The organism is Collinsella sp. SGI.033 (assembly GCF_050315135.1).
GTDB lineage: Bacteria > Actinomycetota > Coriobacteriia > Coriobacteriales > Coriobacteriaceae > Collinsella.
Map to the genome: position 1 here is coordinate 1 of NZ_JBNPOK010000009.1, position 16,376 is coordinate 16,376.

The 16,376-nt window shown below is 60.7% G+C and carries 14 protein-coding genes; 1 reads left to right on the forward strand and 13 read right to left on the reverse strand.

Features of this window, described 5'->3' with window-relative positions; genetic code table 11:
• Nucleotides 1-311 precede the first annotated feature (311 nt).
• From groL to ACQRC0_RS04215, 3 genes are all read right to left on the reverse strand, one after another.
• Nucleotides 312-1,949 carry a chaperonin GroEL gene (groL, locus tag ACQRC0_RS04205; RefSeq protein ID WP_154514811.1) on the reverse strand — a complete coding sequence of 546 codons (1,638 nt, stop codon included), beginning with the start codon at nt 1,947-1,949 and terminating at the stop codon, nt 312-314.
• Nucleotides 1,950-2,045: 96 nt separating this feature from the next.
• Nucleotides 2,046-2,339 (reverse strand): co-chaperone GroES, encoded by a 294-nt coding sequence (gene groES, locus ACQRC0_RS04210; protein WP_427718293.1) that lies wholly within the window; start codon nt 2,337-2,339, stop codon nt 2,046-2,048.
• 921 nt (nt 2,340-3,260) lie between these two features.
• On the reverse strand, nt 3,261-4,904 hold the full coding sequence (locus ACQRC0_RS04215; protein WP_427728022.1) for an amidohydrolase: 1,644 nt from the start codon (nt 4,902-4,904) through the stop codon (nt 3,261-3,263).
• A gap of 304 nt (nt 4,905-5,208) precedes the next feature.
• Here ACQRC0_RS04215 and ACQRC0_RS04220 point away from each other — a divergent pair, with 304 nt between their 5' ends.
• The gene (locus ACQRC0_RS04220) at nt 5,209-6,672 is read left to right on the forward strand and encodes a M20 family metallopeptidase (RefSeq protein WP_427728024.1); all 1,464 of its coding nucleotides are present in this window, start codon (nt 5,209-5,211) and stop codon (nt 6,670-6,672) included.
• A gap of 140 nt (nt 6,673-6,812) precedes the next feature.
• Here ACQRC0_RS04220 and ACQRC0_RS04225 read toward each other — a convergent pair whose 3' ends face one another.
• The 10 genes from ACQRC0_RS04225 to ACQRC0_RS04270 form a co-directional block, all read right to left on the reverse strand.
• Nucleotides 6,813-8,078 carry a zinc-ribbon domain-containing protein gene (locus ACQRC0_RS04225; RefSeq protein ID WP_427728026.1) on the reverse strand — a complete coding sequence of 422 codons (1,266 nt, stop codon included), beginning with the start codon at nt 8,076-8,078 and terminating at the stop codon, nt 6,813-6,815.
• 150 nt (nt 8,079-8,228) lie between these two features.
• The gene (locus ACQRC0_RS04230; protein ID WP_427728028.1) at nt 8,229-9,251 is read right to left on the reverse strand and encodes a YitT family protein; all 1,023 of its coding nucleotides are present in this window, start codon (nt 9,249-9,251) and stop codon (nt 8,229-8,231) included.
• Between the two features lie 207 nt (nt 9,252-9,458).
• Entirely contained in the window at nt 9,459-9,980 is a 522-nt protein-coding gene (locus tag ACQRC0_RS04235; protein WP_154514821.1) for an Asp23/Gls24 family envelope stress response protein, read from the reverse strand.
• 44 nt (nt 9,981-10,024) lie between these two features.
• Nucleotides 10,025-10,402 carry a DUF2273 domain-containing protein gene (locus ACQRC0_RS04240; RefSeq protein WP_427718277.1) on the reverse strand — a complete coding sequence of 126 codons (378 nt, stop codon included), beginning with the start codon at nt 10,400-10,402 and terminating at the stop codon, nt 10,025-10,027.
• Nucleotides 10,395-10,940, reverse strand: coding sequence for a hypothetical protein (locus ACQRC0_RS04245; protein ID WP_427728030.1), 546 nt, complete (start codon nt 10,938-10,940; stop codon nt 10,395-10,397). The genes ACQRC0_RS04240 and ACQRC0_RS04245 overlap by 8 nt, the downstream gene beginning before the upstream one ends.
• A 165-nt stretch (nt 10,941-11,105) precedes the next feature.
• Nucleotides 11,106-11,912: a YebC/PmpR family DNA-binding transcriptional regulator gene (locus tag ACQRC0_RS04250; protein ID WP_154514825.1), complete on the reverse strand. Its 807-nt coding sequence runs from the start codon at nt 11,910-11,912 to the stop codon at nt 11,106-11,108.
• Between the two features lie 166 nt (nt 11,913-12,078).
• The gene (locus tag ACQRC0_RS04255) at nt 12,079-14,262 is read right to left on the reverse strand and encodes a DUF6020 family protein (protein WP_427728033.1); all 2,184 of its coding nucleotides are present in this window, start codon (nt 14,260-14,262) and stop codon (nt 12,079-12,081) included.
• A 145-nt stretch (nt 14,263-14,407) separates the two neighbouring features.
• Nucleotides 14,408-15,229, reverse strand: a complete 822-nt coding sequence (gene lgt / locus ACQRC0_RS04260) for a prolipoprotein diacylglyceryl transferase (RefSeq protein ID WP_427728036.1) — start codon at nt 15,227-15,229, stop codon at nt 14,408-14,410.
• Nucleotides 15,230-15,338: 109 nt separating this feature from the next.
• Nucleotides 15,339-15,617 carry a NifU family protein gene (locus ACQRC0_RS04265; protein ID WP_370450539.1) on the reverse strand — a complete coding sequence of 93 codons (279 nt, stop codon included), beginning with the start codon at nt 15,615-15,617 and terminating at the stop codon, nt 15,339-15,341.
• A 188-nt stretch (nt 15,618-15,805) separates the two neighbouring features.
• Nucleotides 15,806-16,330, reverse strand: a complete 525-nt coding sequence (locus ACQRC0_RS04270) for a deoxycytidylate deaminase (RefSeq protein ID WP_154514829.1) — start codon at nt 16,328-16,330, stop codon at nt 15,806-15,808.
• Between the last annotated feature and the right edge of the window lie 46 nt (nt 16,331-16,376).

The following is a 16,376-nucleotide window of genomic DNA, read 5'->3' on the forward strand; positions in this document are numbered from 1 at the left end:
GGGATCAGTTGCCGCAACAACCACGTTCCCCACCCATCCCACAGTAACGCGCCTTTCGCGCAAAGCGCGAAACAGCGTCCGGGATACGTATCCCCAACAACCATGTCCTTCTCCGCGAGCCGACCTCAAGGCCGTAAACGCAGGGAATCCGGGGGCGTGACGGGGTTTCTCTCCGGAACATTCCGCAGGACGCAAAGAGGCTCCGCAGCGCGAAGCGCGATGCGGAGCCTCTTTGCATGTCCGAGGACGTTCCGGAGAGAAACCCCGTCACGCCCCCGGATCCCCGGTGGGAGTTCTAGACCTTGTCGGCCTTAGTACATACCGCCGCCCTGCTGACCAGCGGTAGCAGCAGCGATAGCATCCTCAAGCTGAGTGTTCTTGGGCACATCGGAAACCGTGGCCTCGGTGATGAGGATCAGGCTGGCGACAGAAGCAGCGTTCTGCAGGGTGACGCGGCTGACCTTGACGGGGTCGAGGACGCCCATCTCGATCATGTCGCCCCACTCGCCGCTGGCAGAGTTGAGACCCTGGCCAGCGGGCAGCTCGGCGACCTTGTCGACCACGACAGCGCCCTCAAAGCCAGCGTTCTTGGCAATGGTTGCGACCGGAGCGGTCAGAGCCTTCTTGACGATGTCGACGCCGATCTTCTCCTCGGGGTCGTCGATCTCGACTGCATCGAGCGCAGGCACAGCGTCCATGAAGGCGACGCCGCCGCCAGCGACAATGCCCTCCTCGACAGCAGCGCGGGTTGCCTGCAGGGCGTCCTCGACGCGGTGCTTGATCTCCTTGAGCTCGGACTCGGTGGCAGCGCCGACCTTGATGACGGCAACGCCACCGGAGAGCTTGGCCAGGCGCTCCTGGAGCTTCTCGCGGTCGAAGTCAGAGGTGGTGTTCTCCATCTCGCCCTTGATCTGAGCAATACGGGCGTCGATGGCCTCCTTAGAGCCAGCGCCGCCGACGATGACGGTGTTGTCCTTGGAGATGGTGACGGACTTAGCGGTACCGAGCATATCGGCGGTGATGTCAGCGACCTTCACGCCCAGCTCGTCCAGAGCAGCCTGACCACCGGTGAGGACGGCGATGTCCTCGAGAATGCGCTTGCGGCGATCGCCGTAGCCCGGAGCCTTGACGGCGCAGACGTTGAGGGCGCCGCGGATCTTGTTGAGGACGAGGGTGGGCAGAGCCTCGCCGTCGATGTCCTCAGCGATGATGAGCAGGCCACGGCCAGCGCGCTGGACAGCCTCGAGAACAGGCATGATGTCCTGGACGCTGGAGATCTTCTGGTCGGTGATGAGGATGTACGGATCCTTCATCACGGCCTCCATGCGGTCGTTGTCCGTGACGAAGTAAGCGGAGACGTAGCCCTTATCGAACTGCATGCCCTCGACGGTGTCGATGGTGATGTCGAACGTCTGGGAATCCTCGACGGTGATGACGCCGTCCTTGCCCACGACTTCCATGGCCTCGGCAATCTTCTCGCCGACCTCGGGGTCACCGGCGGAGATGGTACCGACGGAAGCAATCTGCTCCTTGGTCTCGACCGGCTTGGCCTGCTTCTTCATCTCGGCGACGGCGGCGTTGACGGCCTTGTCGATGCCGCGACGGATGGCCAGCGGGTTGGCGCCAGCGGCGACGTTGCGCAGGCCGTCGTTAACGATGGCCTGAGCGAGCAGGGTTGCGGTGGTGGTGCCGTCACCCACGGTGTCGTTGGTCTTGGTGGCGACCTCCTTCACCAGCTGGGCACCCATGTTCTCGATGTTGTCCTCGAGCTCGATCTCCTTGGCGACGGAAACGCCGTCGTTGGTGATGGTCGGGGCACCGAACGTGCGCTGCAGGGCGACATAGCGACCCTTGGGGCCCATGGTGACGGTAACGGCATCGGCCAGAGTGTTGACGCCCTTGGCGAGCTTAGCGCGGGCATCGGTATTGAACGTAATGTTCTTTGCCATGGTAGGTAATCCTCCAAAAGAAATGTGACTCACGTCGCCGCTTCCGAGTCCTATGCGGCGACCGCGTTCAAAGACGAATCAGAGAGCCTGATGAGACTAGGCCTCGACGACGGCGTAGATGTCGTCGGCGCGCATCAGCAGATACTTCTCGCCGTCGACCTTGACCTCGTTGCCACCGAACTTGCCGTAGATGACAACGTCGCCTTCCTTGACGTCCATGGGGATGCGCTCACCCTTGTCGTTGACCTTGCCAGCGCCAACGGCAACGACGGTGCCGCGCTGCGGCTTCTCCTGAGCGTTGCTGGCGATATACAGACCAGAAGCGGTCTTCTGCTCGGCCTCGTCGGGCTTGACCAGAACACGATCTGCAAGCGGTTTCAAAGACGACATGCTTGTCTCCTCCTTTTTGGGCCGCGTGGTTATGCCACGCGAATTAACCCTATTTGTTTGCGTACGCGTTGAATGGTACCCACGAATGGCGGGTTATACAACACAGAGTCAAAAAATCTTATTTTTTGGCACTTAGATTTTCTGAATGCCGGGGGGATAACTTGTGCGCAGCTCCCGTGTGGCGCCGGAGGGGCGGGGCATAAGGTTTCCTGCTCGGGCAGTCCTGCTCGCACGAAGGCCACATTACGTGGCCTTCGGATCGTGCGGAACTCGCGATAAACCTTATATCCCGCCCCTCCGGCGCCACACGGGAGCCAAGTTAACTAGTTCGGGCGCGGCATTCAGAAACGTCAGTGCAGCAAAATGGCGATGCGGATAGGAACATGGGCATGGCTTTCGCTGCACGCACGGGTCCCCTGGGGAGCACCGTGCATTTTTGGGAGTATTCAGCAGACCAGGATGGCTGTATACGCGCCAGACACATCTTATTGGTCCCAAGGACGCCTTCGACCGGCGATTTGGGTCGGCAGGCAGACCCCATCAGGGCATAAAGGCATGCCTCGTGCCTGCCCGGACGCCAAAATGACGTCAATCCCCATGACATTACCCGACCGCAACGGCGCCGGCAGAGCTCGCAGTGCTGAATACTCCGTTTTTTGCACGGCCCAGGCGGGGGTACATCAGGGCCAGAAAGAACATCCCAACCTTTTTATGCAATCTGTAATGGGAAGTATGCAAAACACCATGAGGCAGCATTGCAAATGTCCAATTTGAACGCGCGGGGCAGCAGCGCCTCCGCCCCACGCACAAATCCGGCAGAGCAGGGACGCTCATAACGAGTCCCCACCGATATGCAGACGTGGCTCGAGCGCCATCCCAAAATAAGTCGCCCGGGCCGCGTTTAACGACACGGCATGAGCATCAGCGCTCGTAGATTACGTTACCTGCCAGGTAGGTGGCCTGAACCTTGGTGGCTTGTAGCTCTTGGGGGTCAACGGTGAGCGGGTTTTGGTCCAAGACCACCAGGTCAGCATACTTGCCGGGCTCCAAGCTGCCGAGGTTTTGCTCGTCGCCTGCTGCATAGGCGCTGCCCAAGGTGTAGTTGCGCAAAGCCGTTGCCGCGTCGATGCGCTCGCTCGGCAACCAGCCGCCCTCGGGCCAGTGGCTTTTGGGGTCCTGGCGTGTGATAGCTGTGTAGAGCACGTCCATGCTGGTAACGGGCGTGATGGGGCTGTCGGTACCGAAGGCTTGGCGAATGCCGCGCTGCTTATAGGTTGCGAACGGCCACATGATGCGGCTGCGCTCCAAGCCCAAATCGCGCTCCGGTCCACCCGGGTCGAGCGTAATGTGGCAAGGCTGGCTCGAGGCGACCACGTTGAGCTTGCGCAGGCGGTCGATGTCCTCGGGCAGGAGGTTCTCCAGGTGCTCGAGCGTGTTGTGGCCGTGCTGGGGCAGGCCGTACAGACCGGCGGCTTCCTCGAAGATATCCAGCGCGGCATGAATCGCACCGTCGCCGATAACGTGGATGCGCACGGCGCGGCCGCGCTCCGCAGCCGCCAGAACCAGCTTGCGCATGCGCTCGGCGGAAACCGTCAGACGGCCTTGGTCGCCCGGGAAGCGCGGATTGGTATAGGGCTCGGTGAGATATGCCGTATGTTCGCTCGACACGCCGTCAAAGAACTGCTTAAAGCCCGGCGCCGAAAGCAGTGCGTTGTTCGCGTAACGTGCCTGCAGCTCTTCTAGACGCGACTGGTCATCCAGCAGCGTGGGGAACAGATGGGCACGAATGCCCAGCTTGCCGGCTGTCTGCAGTTTGTCGTAGACGTCGTCGCGGATAAAATCGCAGCCCGGCATGGGCATGAGCGACATGTCGCAGATAGAGGTGATGCCCTGCTCGGCCATGCGCCTCATTTGATCGGCGTAAGCGCTTGCGATGCGATCTTCGCCCAGCCACTCAAGGCAGCGCGGCAACAGCTGCATGGCGGCCGCCTCGTGAGCAATGCCCGTGAGCTCACCGTTTGCGTCCTTGTCGTAGCTGCCGCCCGCTGGCGGCTCGCTATCGCGCGTGACGCCGAGCGCCTCGAGAGCGCGACTGTTGAGCCACAGCGTGTGGCCGTCGCCCGAGTACATAACGCAGGGACGATCGGGAAATACCGCATCGAGCGACGCCTTGGTAGGATGCTCGGGCGGATCCCAACGGTAGTCGCGCCAGCCCTGCGTCACAACCCAAGCGTCGTCGGGCAGATTCTGGGAAAACTCAAGCACGTGCTGCACCAGCGCCACCTCGGACGTGCCCCCATCCATGAGCATATACGGCGAGGAACCGACCGAGGTATGAAAGAAGTGCAGATGAGCGTCATGGAAACCGGGGCAGACAAACTGCTCGCCGTAGTCGATAACCGGCGTGGCGGCAGGCGCGGCGGCGACCACGTCATCGGGCTTGCCGACTGCGACGATACGGTCGCCTGCGATGGCAATCGCCAGCTCACGGGCGGTATCGATGCCGTCTTGCGAGGTAAAGACGTTCTTAGAGCGGATAATCCGATCGATATGTTGCATGGGCATCCCCATCTCTGGCAGGAAATTCAACACCCCCGAGTGTACTCCACCGCCACAGCTGCAAAACGTCAAGCGGTAAACGGCACCTTTCCCAACCCCAACGGCCCCGCCTGCCCCTTGGGGACGGGGTAGAAATGGTAGATTTCAAGCTTGAAAGCCGCATTCAAGGCTGCGTGCACAAGCAATTTGGACCTGTCAAGGTTACGGAGGTATTCATTTCTACCATTTCTGCCCCGTCCCCAAGTGGCAGGTGGCATACTGGAAAGAGCCTGTACGATTTTGCGATAAACCAGCAAGGAGCAAATCGACCATGACGAAGACCAAGGCACAGCAGATTATGGCAGCGACCGAGGCCCGCGCGGCTGATGACGTCACCGCAGCCATCCAAGATATCGCCGCCGAGTTTGAGCCCTACATCATCAAGCAGCGCCGGCACTTCCATAAGCACCCGGAGCTGAGCCTCGCCGAAGAGCGCACGACTTCTGACATCGCCAACCAGCTCGACGCCATGAATATCCCCTACGAGCGCCCGCTTAAGACGGGCCTGGTGGCGACCCTTCGCGGCACCGCACCCGACGCCTACCGCGAGGACGGCACGCCGCGCCGCCGCATCCTGCTGCGCGCGGATATCGACGCCCTACCCGTCACCGAACAGACCGGCGAGGAGTTCGCCAGCGTCAACGAGGGCTGCATGCACGCCTGCGGCCACGACTGCCACATTGCCATGATGCTCGGCACGCTGCAGATCCTGCGCCATATGACCGACGACATCCACGGCGAGGTCCGCATCGTCTTCCAACCCAGTGAGGAAAACGGCCAAGGCGCCAAACTCATGATCGGCACGGGTGTGCTCGACGGCGTCGATGGCGCCTACGCCGCACACATCTGGAGTGAGGTCGACGCCGGCACCGTAAGCTGCGAGCCCGGTCCGCGCATGGCCAATACCGACTGGTTCCGCATTGATGTCCGCGGGACCTCGTGCCACGGCGCCATGCCCCAGCGCGGCCACGACGCCGTCATGGTGGCGGCCGAGATCGTCAACGCCCTGCAGACCATCGTTTCGCGCGAGATCAGCCCCTACGAGCCGGCCGTCATTACCGTCGGCGAGCTGCACGGCGGCACCGCGCGCAACGTTATCGCCGGTACCGCCTACCTCGCCGGCACGGTGCGCACCTATGGCGATTCGACGCACGAGGAAATGCCCGAGCTCATGCGCCGCATCGTAGAGCACACTGCGGCGGCCCTGGGCGCCGAGGCTGAACTTACCGACTACACCATCGCCAACTACAAGGTCGAAAACGACGTCGCCTCGAGTGAGCGTTGCCGTCAGGCCGTGGTCAAGTGTCTGGGTACAGCCGGCGAAGGCCATTATCGCGGCACGCTTTCGGGCGAGGATTTTTCGGAGTACCTGCGCCGTGTACCGGGTGTGCTTGCCTTTGTGGGCACGCGCAACCCCCAGATCGGCGCCACCTATGCCCAGCACTCCTGCTTCTATAAGATCGACGAGAGCGTGCTCGCCAAGGGCTCCATGGTAGCCGCTCAGTATGCTATCGACTTTTTGGCCGAGCCCACGCAAGAGGAGCTCGACGGCCCCGCTATCGCCGCGGTTGCCGAGACCAATCCCGACTTGGCCGCCAAACTGCGCTCTGCCAAGGCAACAGCCGCCGAGGCCCGCGACGCCATGCACGACGCCCGTACCGCCCGCCATGCCGCCATCAAGGGCATTCACGATGCCCGTGCCGCCGCTCGCCACGAGGAGAAGCACAACGAGTAGTCGAATCGCGACCATCTCGCAGCCGTAGCCACATCGCGATGTCAAAGCGGGGGCGGACGTTTCGACACGTCCGCCCCCGCTCATTCGTCAAGCACTATTTCTACCATTTCTATCCCGTCCCCAAATGGCAGGTGACAGGGCTACTCGTCTTGCGGGTCCTCGTCGGAGCTTGGCGCGGGTTCCGTCTCGGGCGCGGGTTCCGTCTCGGGCTCGGGCTCCGTCGTGGGCTCGGACTCCGGCGCAGATCCCGGGACAGACTCAGGCTCGGGCTCAGGCGCGACATCCGGAGCGCTGTAACCCGAAGGAGCGGACTTCTTCTCGAAGGGCAATACAAACGTCAGGACGTCGTCCTTATCCTCGTCGGCCCACTCGCTTGCATAACGTGCGACCCAATAGCCAACGGCACGGTGCTTGAGCATCTTGCCAAAGACCGTTAGAAATACGGTGACGAAAGCGATCAGCACCAGGAACAGCACGAGTGAGATGCCACCGCCGCTAACAATTGCCTCAATACCCGTAGGACGATAGTAGTAGCTATACATACCGACAGAGGCAATGGCGCCAAAGACCGCCGTCAAGATCCATGTGACAACGTTGGCGACCAGGCCCGTCAAAAACTCGGGAAGGAATGAAGCGCAGAACAGCTTGGTCTTATTGTTCTTAAAGGCCGCCCAGACCTTGTCGAGCGAAAACGCGCTCTCGACGCGACCGGTCACCGCAAAGTGCATCACGGCGATATCGGCGAACATCTTAAAGAAGACTCCCAGGACCGCCGTGGCAATCATAGCCAGGACAAGCAGGCCAAGCGAGCCAAACAGCGCAGTCTCGAGCGCAGAAGAGCCGTAATACGAATACGAGCCCGCCGCGCCAATTACCACGCTCTCCACCAGCGAAAGCACTACACCAATAACGGGAATGGCAGCGATAATCTCGAGCACGACCGAAATAACGCTCGAAAAGACCCCGAGGCCAAACGATGTGGAACGCATCAACGGACGATCCATGCCGTCATCGATCTTAAGCGACAGGTCGCGACCCCACTCGATGCCAAAGCCCGAACCGCACACACTCGCCACGCAGGCGGCCAAAAAGCCGATGGCAGCTGCAATACCGCCGATAACGGGAATGAACAGCACGAGCACCGACACGACACAGATAAGCGCCGGCAAAAAAGCAATCTGGCACACGCGCTGCAGCACGCCCGGAGTCTTGGTCATGTCTTGGAACGCCTGAGCCACACAGCCCTTTGGCGCATTCGCCACGGGCGGTTGCGGAACAAACTGCTGGGGCTGAGACTGTTCCTGGGGAGCGGGGCCGGCGGCCTTGACCACGGTATTAGGGGCACCGCACACGCCGCAGAACTTGTCGTTATCGCCCATGGGGGCGCCACACTGCGAACAGAACATCGAAATCATCCCTTCGTATCTAGAGTGAATCACCTGGATCGCAAACGACGTCTTTGGCAACATTATCGCGCAATGTGGGGACAAATACCCCAAGATGACCGGTTTGAAACGTAGGCGGCTTTATTCAATGGTTCGAAGGGTATATCCGCGCTAGTTCGTGCCGCGGAAGCCCTTGCCCACGATCTCGGAGCTGTCAACGATCGTGATAAACGCATCTGGATCGATATCGCGGGTATAGCGGCGCAGTTGCACTGCTTCGCGACGGCTCAGCACGCTCATAATCACTGTGACGCAATTGCCCGAGAAGGCACCGTAGCCGCGGCTGATCGTTGCCGTGCGGTTGAGATGCTTGACGATAAACTCCTCGACTTTGCGTGGCTCTGCGCAAATAATCGTACAGACCTTGCGCAAGTGAATGCTCTCGATGGCCTTGTCGACCACAAGCGTCTTGGCAAACAGGCCGAGCACGCAGTACAGGCCAACGCGCGGACCGTACAAAAAGGCCGCGATGGTCACGATGCCGATATCGACCAGTAGCAAGGCGCGTCCGATCTCGAGCGTCGTGCGACGCTTGAGGATCATGGCAAGGATATCGGTGCCACCCGTTGAGGCGCCAATGTCAAAGACAATGGCACTGCCCAGCGCCGGCAAAATCACGGCAAAACACAGGTCGAGCCACATATCTCCCGTCATCGAAACATCCGTCGGAATGAAGAGCTCAAACAGCGAGACGTAGGCCGAAAGCGCAAACGAGGCAAAAACGCTCCAAAGGATTGCCTTGCGCTCCAAAAAGATAAAGCCCAAGACGACGAGAACCGCATTGATGATCCACATAAAGACGCCGACGGGCAGAGTCGGGAACAGCGTGGAAAGAATGACCGACACGCCCGAGGTTCCGCCGAAGGCAAAGTGATTGGGGGTTTTAAACGCAACGATGGCGAACGCCGTGAGAATCAGGCCCAGATTGAGCTCGGCGAAAAAGCGCGGGAAGCCCGGCTCCTGGCTGCGCTTGCGGCCGGCGCGCTCGCCGCGCTCAATATCGGCACGATCGACCACGCGCTCCATCGGCACCACGGGAGGACGATGCACCTCCTCGGCGGCACGCGATGCCGCCTCTGCCGCGGCGGCCTCAATCGCCCATGCCTTGCTTTCTGTTTCGTGCTCGTCGGCCATTACGGCAACCCCTCGTTAACAATTTGGAAACAATGCGCCCATTAGGGTAACGCGGAGCGCGAAGATTGCAACCCCTAGTTAGACGAGCGGTATGACTACATCGAGGGCATATAGAAAACGGTCGACCGCACTTTTTCTTGCGCGGTCGACCGTTTAGCGTTTTCGCAGGTAAAACCTATCGAAACAAACCTGTCCCTATTTGGTAGGTTACTCGTGCTGGCTGGTGCGGTGCTCGTACTCCTCGGGGGTGATGACATCCTCGATGCGCAGGTTGACGCCTGCCACCTCAAGGCCGGTCATCGCGGCCAGACGCTCGGTCACGCGCGCCTTAACGTCGTCGAAAATCGCGGGTGCGTAGGCGCCGTACTCGATAATGACGGAAATGTTGACGACCACGCGGTTGTCATCGGTGACCTCGACCGTCACGCCCTTGGTCAGGTTCTCGGCACCAAACTGCTCCTGCACAAAGTGCATAAGGTTGCCCTTCATGCCCAGGACGTGCGGCACCTCGCGGGTGGCCATGGCGACGATCTTCTCGATCACACCGTTGGAATAGGTCAGCGAATCCTCGGACTCGTCCGCTTCCTCGTCATCCTCGTCCGCATCGTCGGCGGGCTCGGCCTCGACGAGCGCCCCGTCCTCGAGCGTTACGTCCTCAGCCTCGGCGGCGACGGTCTCGTCTGCCTCGAGCTCGGTATCGGCCACATCGACCTTCGTGTTAAAAGCCATGGTTCCTCCTTATGCCCACCGCACACGCGGCGGTCGAATACATACTAGCGGCCGCTAAACAGACGGCCGAAGAAGTTGACGATCCCGTTCTCGCCGTCACGGATCTGGCCAATCACGGCGCCGATCAGCACAAAGAATGCGATGACGAGTGTGTCCCATAGGCCGAGCGTGAGCACCAGCACGGCGAGCACAAAACCAGCGACGGCTCCGAGCGTGGTGTTGGGATGACGGACGGCATAGCTCCAGATGGCCGCCCCCGTACCCTTGATGAGACCCATGGCCTCGTCAAAGTCGTTGGCGACCGCGTCATGCGACTCGGTGCTCTCCGCCTTGGAATCGACGACCTCGCTCGCCGGCGCTGCGCTCTGATCGATGGTCAGGCGCGGGGTGCGGACAGTCTTGTCTTGATTGGTATCACTCACCGGAAACCTCCACGGTCTGGACGGTAGTCTTGGACGGCAAAAAACGGACGCGCGCGATCGTGCCCGGCGTGCCGAGCATGGTGTCGCAGGCCTCCTCGATACGTTGCTGCATCGCGGTTGCAAGGGAGGCCACGTCCCGGTCGTCGAGCGCGATGGCTTCGACCTTAAAACGGACGAGCGATTCGTCGGAACCCTGCACGCGTGCCTCGATACGCTCAACCATCACGCGATCATCGCACTCCGCCGCGGCACGGGCGCACGAGGAAAGCGCTGCGAGGGTGACCTCGATGTTGCGCTCCCCCGCCGGATGCACGCAGGACGGCTCGCGACGCGCGAACATCAGGCGGAAAAACCCGATGAGCACGCCAAGTGCCACGATGGCGGCGCACACCGTAACGACGACGCGAGGCATGGTGTCACGCAACAGCAGCATAAAGCGATACGTATACGGTCCCCAGAACTGGCAGACAAGCGTGCCCAGCGCCACGATGGCGGCGGCAAGGTACACGATTGCTAGGGCTCGTTTGAGTACGCGCACGCGCGCTCCCTTCAGGTTTCGGTCCACAGAATGCAAAACGATTCGCATCATTATAAAAGAGCCGGGTCCGGTGCCATACGCACGCGGATCCGGCTCATCTATTCCACGAGGCTTGTATGCTCGCTTCATTATGCCCAGATATGCACGGCTTAACCCGTGCAGGCGCTACTCCTCCTCGAGGGCAGCGATGACCTCGTCGGTCATGTCCATGGTGCTGTAAACATCCTGAACGTCGTCGAGCTCCTCGAGACGGTCGATGAGGCGCTGGACCTTCTTGGCATCGGCGCCGGAGACCTCGGTCGGGGTGGTCGGAACCATGGTGGTCTCGGAGCCCTTGACCTGGATGCCCTGCTCCTCGAGCGCCTTGGAAACAGCCATGACGTCGTTGGCGGCGGTCCAAACGATCCACTCCTCGCCGGCGTCCTCGTAGTCGTCGCCACCGGCCTCGGCGATAGCCATCATGAACTCTTCCTCGTCACCGGCAGCACCGTTGGCGATCATGGTCTCCTTCTTGGCGTTCTCGTCCAGGATCTCCTTGGCGACGACGATCTGGCCCTTGCGCTCAAACTGGAAGGCGACGGAGCCAGAGGTGCCCAGGTTGCCGCCAGCGTGGGAGAAGGCGGAACGGACATCGGCGGCGGTACGGTTGCGGTTATCGGTCAGGCAGTCGACGTAGACGGCAACGCCGGCGGGACCATAGCCCTCGTACACGATGTTCTCGTAGACGGCGGCATCGGCACCCGAACCGAAGGCCTTGTCGATAGCGGACTTGATCTTGTCCTTGGGCATGGACTGAGCCTTAGCCTTGGCAACGGCAGCGGCGAGGCTGGCGTTGTTCTCGGGCAGCGGGTCGCCGCCGAGACGGGCAGCAACGGTGATGTTGCGGCTCAGCTTGGAGAAGAGGGCGGAACGCTTGGCGTCCTGCGCGCCCTTACGATGCTTGGTTGTGGCCCACTTAGAGTGTCCGGACATACGTGTCTCCTATCGGTTTCGACCTAAAGCCCAGCGCAGATGCTCGGGCAATATAAACAAACGTCGTTATGATATACCTAGTGGCCTGCGAGATAAACCCCAAAATGAAGGCGTCGTGATGATGCAGCCCCCTTGGTGCAAAGTAACCTGTCCCCTTTGCACCAAGTTAGAACCAGAGAAGGTCGCTGCGGGTGATGGTGGCGCCGATGGCGAAGGGCATGCAGGCGATGACTGGATACAGGTAGCGCATGTAGGTCGAGCCGTTGCAGGGACCGATCAGGCACACGGCGAGCACGCCCAGCAGCGGCACCCAAATGGCCAGCCCGCGCCACGAATGACGACGTAGCAGATAGACCACCACAGCGATCATGATCCACACATAGGTGGCCGAGCTCATGGTGAGCGAGATAAACGGGATGCGTTGTACTGCCACGCGATACAGGTTGATCAGGTGGTCGCACCAGCGCACAACCTTGCTATCGACCGGATGGAAGTCGAAGTACTTGAGGTTATCGGGCTTCGCCATGATCTCGGCACTGCGCGCCGTGCTGTAGACCCACGCATCGCGGGCACTCGGATAAAAGTAGCCGTAGTAGTTATTGATGAGTGCCGAGATATAGCACTCGGGATCCTTTTTGAACATCTGGGCCCACACCTCAAAATAGGCCTTGATGTCCTCCTGCGAGGCGTACTCGTTAAAACAGTTTTTTACGGCATCCGACTTGTCGGGGTTGTAGCGGCGGCCCAGATTCTCGTACTTGAGCACCCGATCGATCGCAGCGCGTTCCTTATCGGTCACCAGACCGTCGCAGGGAGCTTCCTCAATCGTGCCGTCGTCTTTGACCTTGGGGTTAACGCCCGAATTAAGGCCGTCGTGCTTTTGGACGAAGCGCGCCGTCTGTTGAAACGGAATCGAGAGGATCTCGCGCTTGGAGCCCGGCGTGATATCGTGCGCGGGCATAAAGACCTTGGTAAAGTACATGTTGGAGGCAAGGCAGAGCACGAGCACCGCGAGAACGCCGGCCCAGCGGAAGCGCGGCGTGGCGCATGAGGGTGCGACGCCAGATTGTTTGACCACGCGACGGGCCACATGCGCGTCCCAGGCGCAAAACGCCGCCGCAATCACGCAGGCCGCCAACGGAAAGACCAGGCCGCCATTGCGCAAAAACGTGGAACCCATGGCGCCCAGCACGAGCAACAGCCAGTCGTGGCGCGCAAAGAGCACAGGCGTGCGCTCGCCCGCGCGCTCGGCATTGACATCGCGACGGGGCAGGCCACATGCCACGAGCTTGACGGTCTGAACGAGCAGTACCAGAAACGCATCGGCAAACAGTACGTCTTTGGTCAGCAGCGCCGCGTAGTTGGAGAACATCGGCATAAACGCAAAGAACAGCAAGATGACGCCGCGGACCGGCAGGCTCACGCCCAGCTTGCGCAGCGACGATATGGAATAGGCCACGCAGGCGGCCGTGATGACAAATTGGGCGCAGGTGTAGATGGCAAGACCCGCATTGGCGCTATTGAATAGCGAAAGCCCCAGTTGCACACACGAGCCGATGATGGCCGTGTGCACCACCGGATGATGGCCGTTGAGCAGCACGTTGGGGTTAAGCAGGCGCAGGTAGTCGCTCGTGCCGTTGGGGTAGTTGAACCATTGGCGGATCTGCGCGCCCGTATCTCCCATAAAGAGGCCGGGCAGCGAGGCGATAAGCGTGGGCGCCCAGACAATCATGAGCACAAGAAACGGCCCAACAAAAGGATGGACCGAGAGCACGGCGTGGGTAACACGCCACACGCGGCCAAAATGCGCCTCCGAAAACGGAATGCGGCGGGAACTCAACCAATCCAAAAACTCAAAAGCCAGATAGAAGGACACAATCGCCAGAAGCATCCAGCCCGCGCCGCCAATCCAGGCGCAGATAACGCGCGCCTTGTCGCCCAGCACAATCTCGGCCGAATCGGTGAGGTCGTAACTGCGGCCGAACACCATGCAGACGGCAAAGAACAGCGACGGCAGCACGACCGAGGGGCGCCAAGCGTCACCGCGGCCAAAGAACACATAGCGAAACGGCAGCGTGAGTAGGCAGGCCAGCGCGAGCAGCATCACAGCGTCGGTATGGCCGGCAAATGAGAGGAGTACCTCGTAGCACACGTAAAGCATGCCCGAGGCCTTTGGATCGATCGCCAGGACCGCGTTGCTCGACACCGGGGCGGGATCGATGGAAAACGCCGTGGTCGCCAGCAGGGCGAGCAAAAATGCGACGAGCGTCTGCTTGGCGGGATAGCGCTTAAACCAAACGATGCGGGCGGCGTCGCGTGCAGCCGTTGTGGAGAGATCGGAATCCTTCACAGTCCGAAAAGCCTTTCTAGAAACCTGCCAAAAAGGGACAGGTTTATTTTGGCAGGTTTTATCTGGGGAAACGTTACGGTTCTGTCATCGTTGCCTGGCAAAACCACCACAAAGGTGCCTGTCCCCTTTGTGGTGTATGTGGTGGTTAGGCGTCGAGATAGATGCGCTGGGGACGGTTGCGGCGGAGGGCAAAAATGATGAGCGCCAGGCCCGCAATCACGAGTGGCAGACTCAGCAGCTGGCCCATGGTGATGACGCCGCCCAGCAGATAGCCCAGCTGGGCATCGGGCACGCGCACGAACTCAACGAAAAAGCGGACGATGCCGTAACCCATCACAAACACACCCATAAACGTACCCTGGGGCAGCAGCGGTTTTTTGCGGCTGAGCACCTGCAGAATGCAGAAGAGCACAATGCCCTCGAGAAATGCCTCGTAGAGCTGGGATGGATGGCGCGGCATATCGCCCGCTGTCCCGCCAAAGATCACGCCCCAGGGCAGATCGGTCGGCTTGCCCCACAGCTCGCCGTTGACAAAGTTGGCGCAGCGCCCCAGGAACAAGGCCAGCGGAGCACCGATAACGGCAAGGTCGGCGATGGTCCAGGCGTCGAGCTTGTACATGCGGCACACGAGCACGCCGCCGATGATGCCGCCCACCAGGCCGCCATGGAAACTCATGCCGCCTTCGTTGGTGGCAAAGATCTCGAGCGGATGCGCCCAGTAGTAGCCGTCACCGTAAAAGATGACGTAGAACAGACGGGCGCCAATGATGAGGCCAAAGACCACACCAACCACGACACTCATCAGGTCGTCGACCGTAATGTCAAAACCCCAACGACGCTGCGTGCGGTACATGACGACCGCCGTGAGCAGAGCTCCGACCACATAGGCCAAGCCGTACCAGTAGATGGTGATGGGCCCCGCCGAAATGGCGACAGGATCAAGCATATGGTAGAGGTCGTTGAGCATATCGGTCCCCCTGCTCCCTACATACAAATGCGGCCGCGGGCCTTTCGCTCGCAGCCGCACATTTGGGCATGACGTCTATGCGGAGCACATCGCCCGCAGCTTTCGCTTCTCAGAACGGCGCATACTCGTCGTACAGATCCTCGGCCTCGCCGGAGGCATTGACCTGCTCGACACGCGTAACGCCGGGCACGTGCTCCTTGAGGATACGCTCGACGCCCATGGAAAGCGTCAGAGCGCTCATGGGGCAACCGGCGCAGGCACCCTGGAGCTCCAGCTTGACGACGCCCTCGTCATCAACGCCCATATACTCCATGTCGCCGCCGTCGGCCTGCAGGTTGGGGCGAATCTCTTCAAGAACCTTCTTAAGCAGCTCTTCGTTAACAGCCACAGGGGCTCCTTTCTCACAATAACGCGGGCGCGCCCGCGGACAGAGCTATGTTACTACAGCCATGTACCCGCTCGCGAGCCGTCCATGCGCGCGGACACGACTTTCACGAGCAGTTAATTTGACAGTCAATTTGGGACGGGGCTTAATTAGCCGCTTTTGCCAACGCCCGGCGCTCGTACACGCTGCCGCTACTGCTGAGTTTGTTCCCCGGTACCAATGTGGACATCGACGATAACCTGGCGGAAGCTAATGCCACAGGAGTCGAGAATGCGGCGACTGATGCGGCCGTCGTCGGTGTCGGCGTACTTATTGTCCAGATAGACAACCTCGCCCACACCTACCTGCGCCAGGATTTTGGCACAGTCGTGGCACGGGAACAGCGTGACGTAGACCGTGGAACCCTCAAGGTCCTTGAGCGAGCCGCGGTAGTTGAGCACGGCGTTGGCCTCGGCATGAACTACGTAGTTATGCTTGTCCTGCAGCGGGTCATCGCTCGTGCCCCACGGGAAAAAGTCGTCGTTGAGCGCCGAGGGCGTACCGTTGTAGCCCACCGAAAGAATGCGGTGGTTAGTGCTGGCGATGCACGCGCCCACCTGCGTATTGGGATCCTTGCTGCGGCGCTGCGCGGCGATTGCCACGCTCATAAAGAACTCGTCCCAGCTAATAACGTCGCGGCGCTTGCCCGACGCGGTTTGATGAAGATCGTCCGACATGGCAGACACCTCCGAAATCGAAATAGTTTGGCCCATTGTAGCAGGT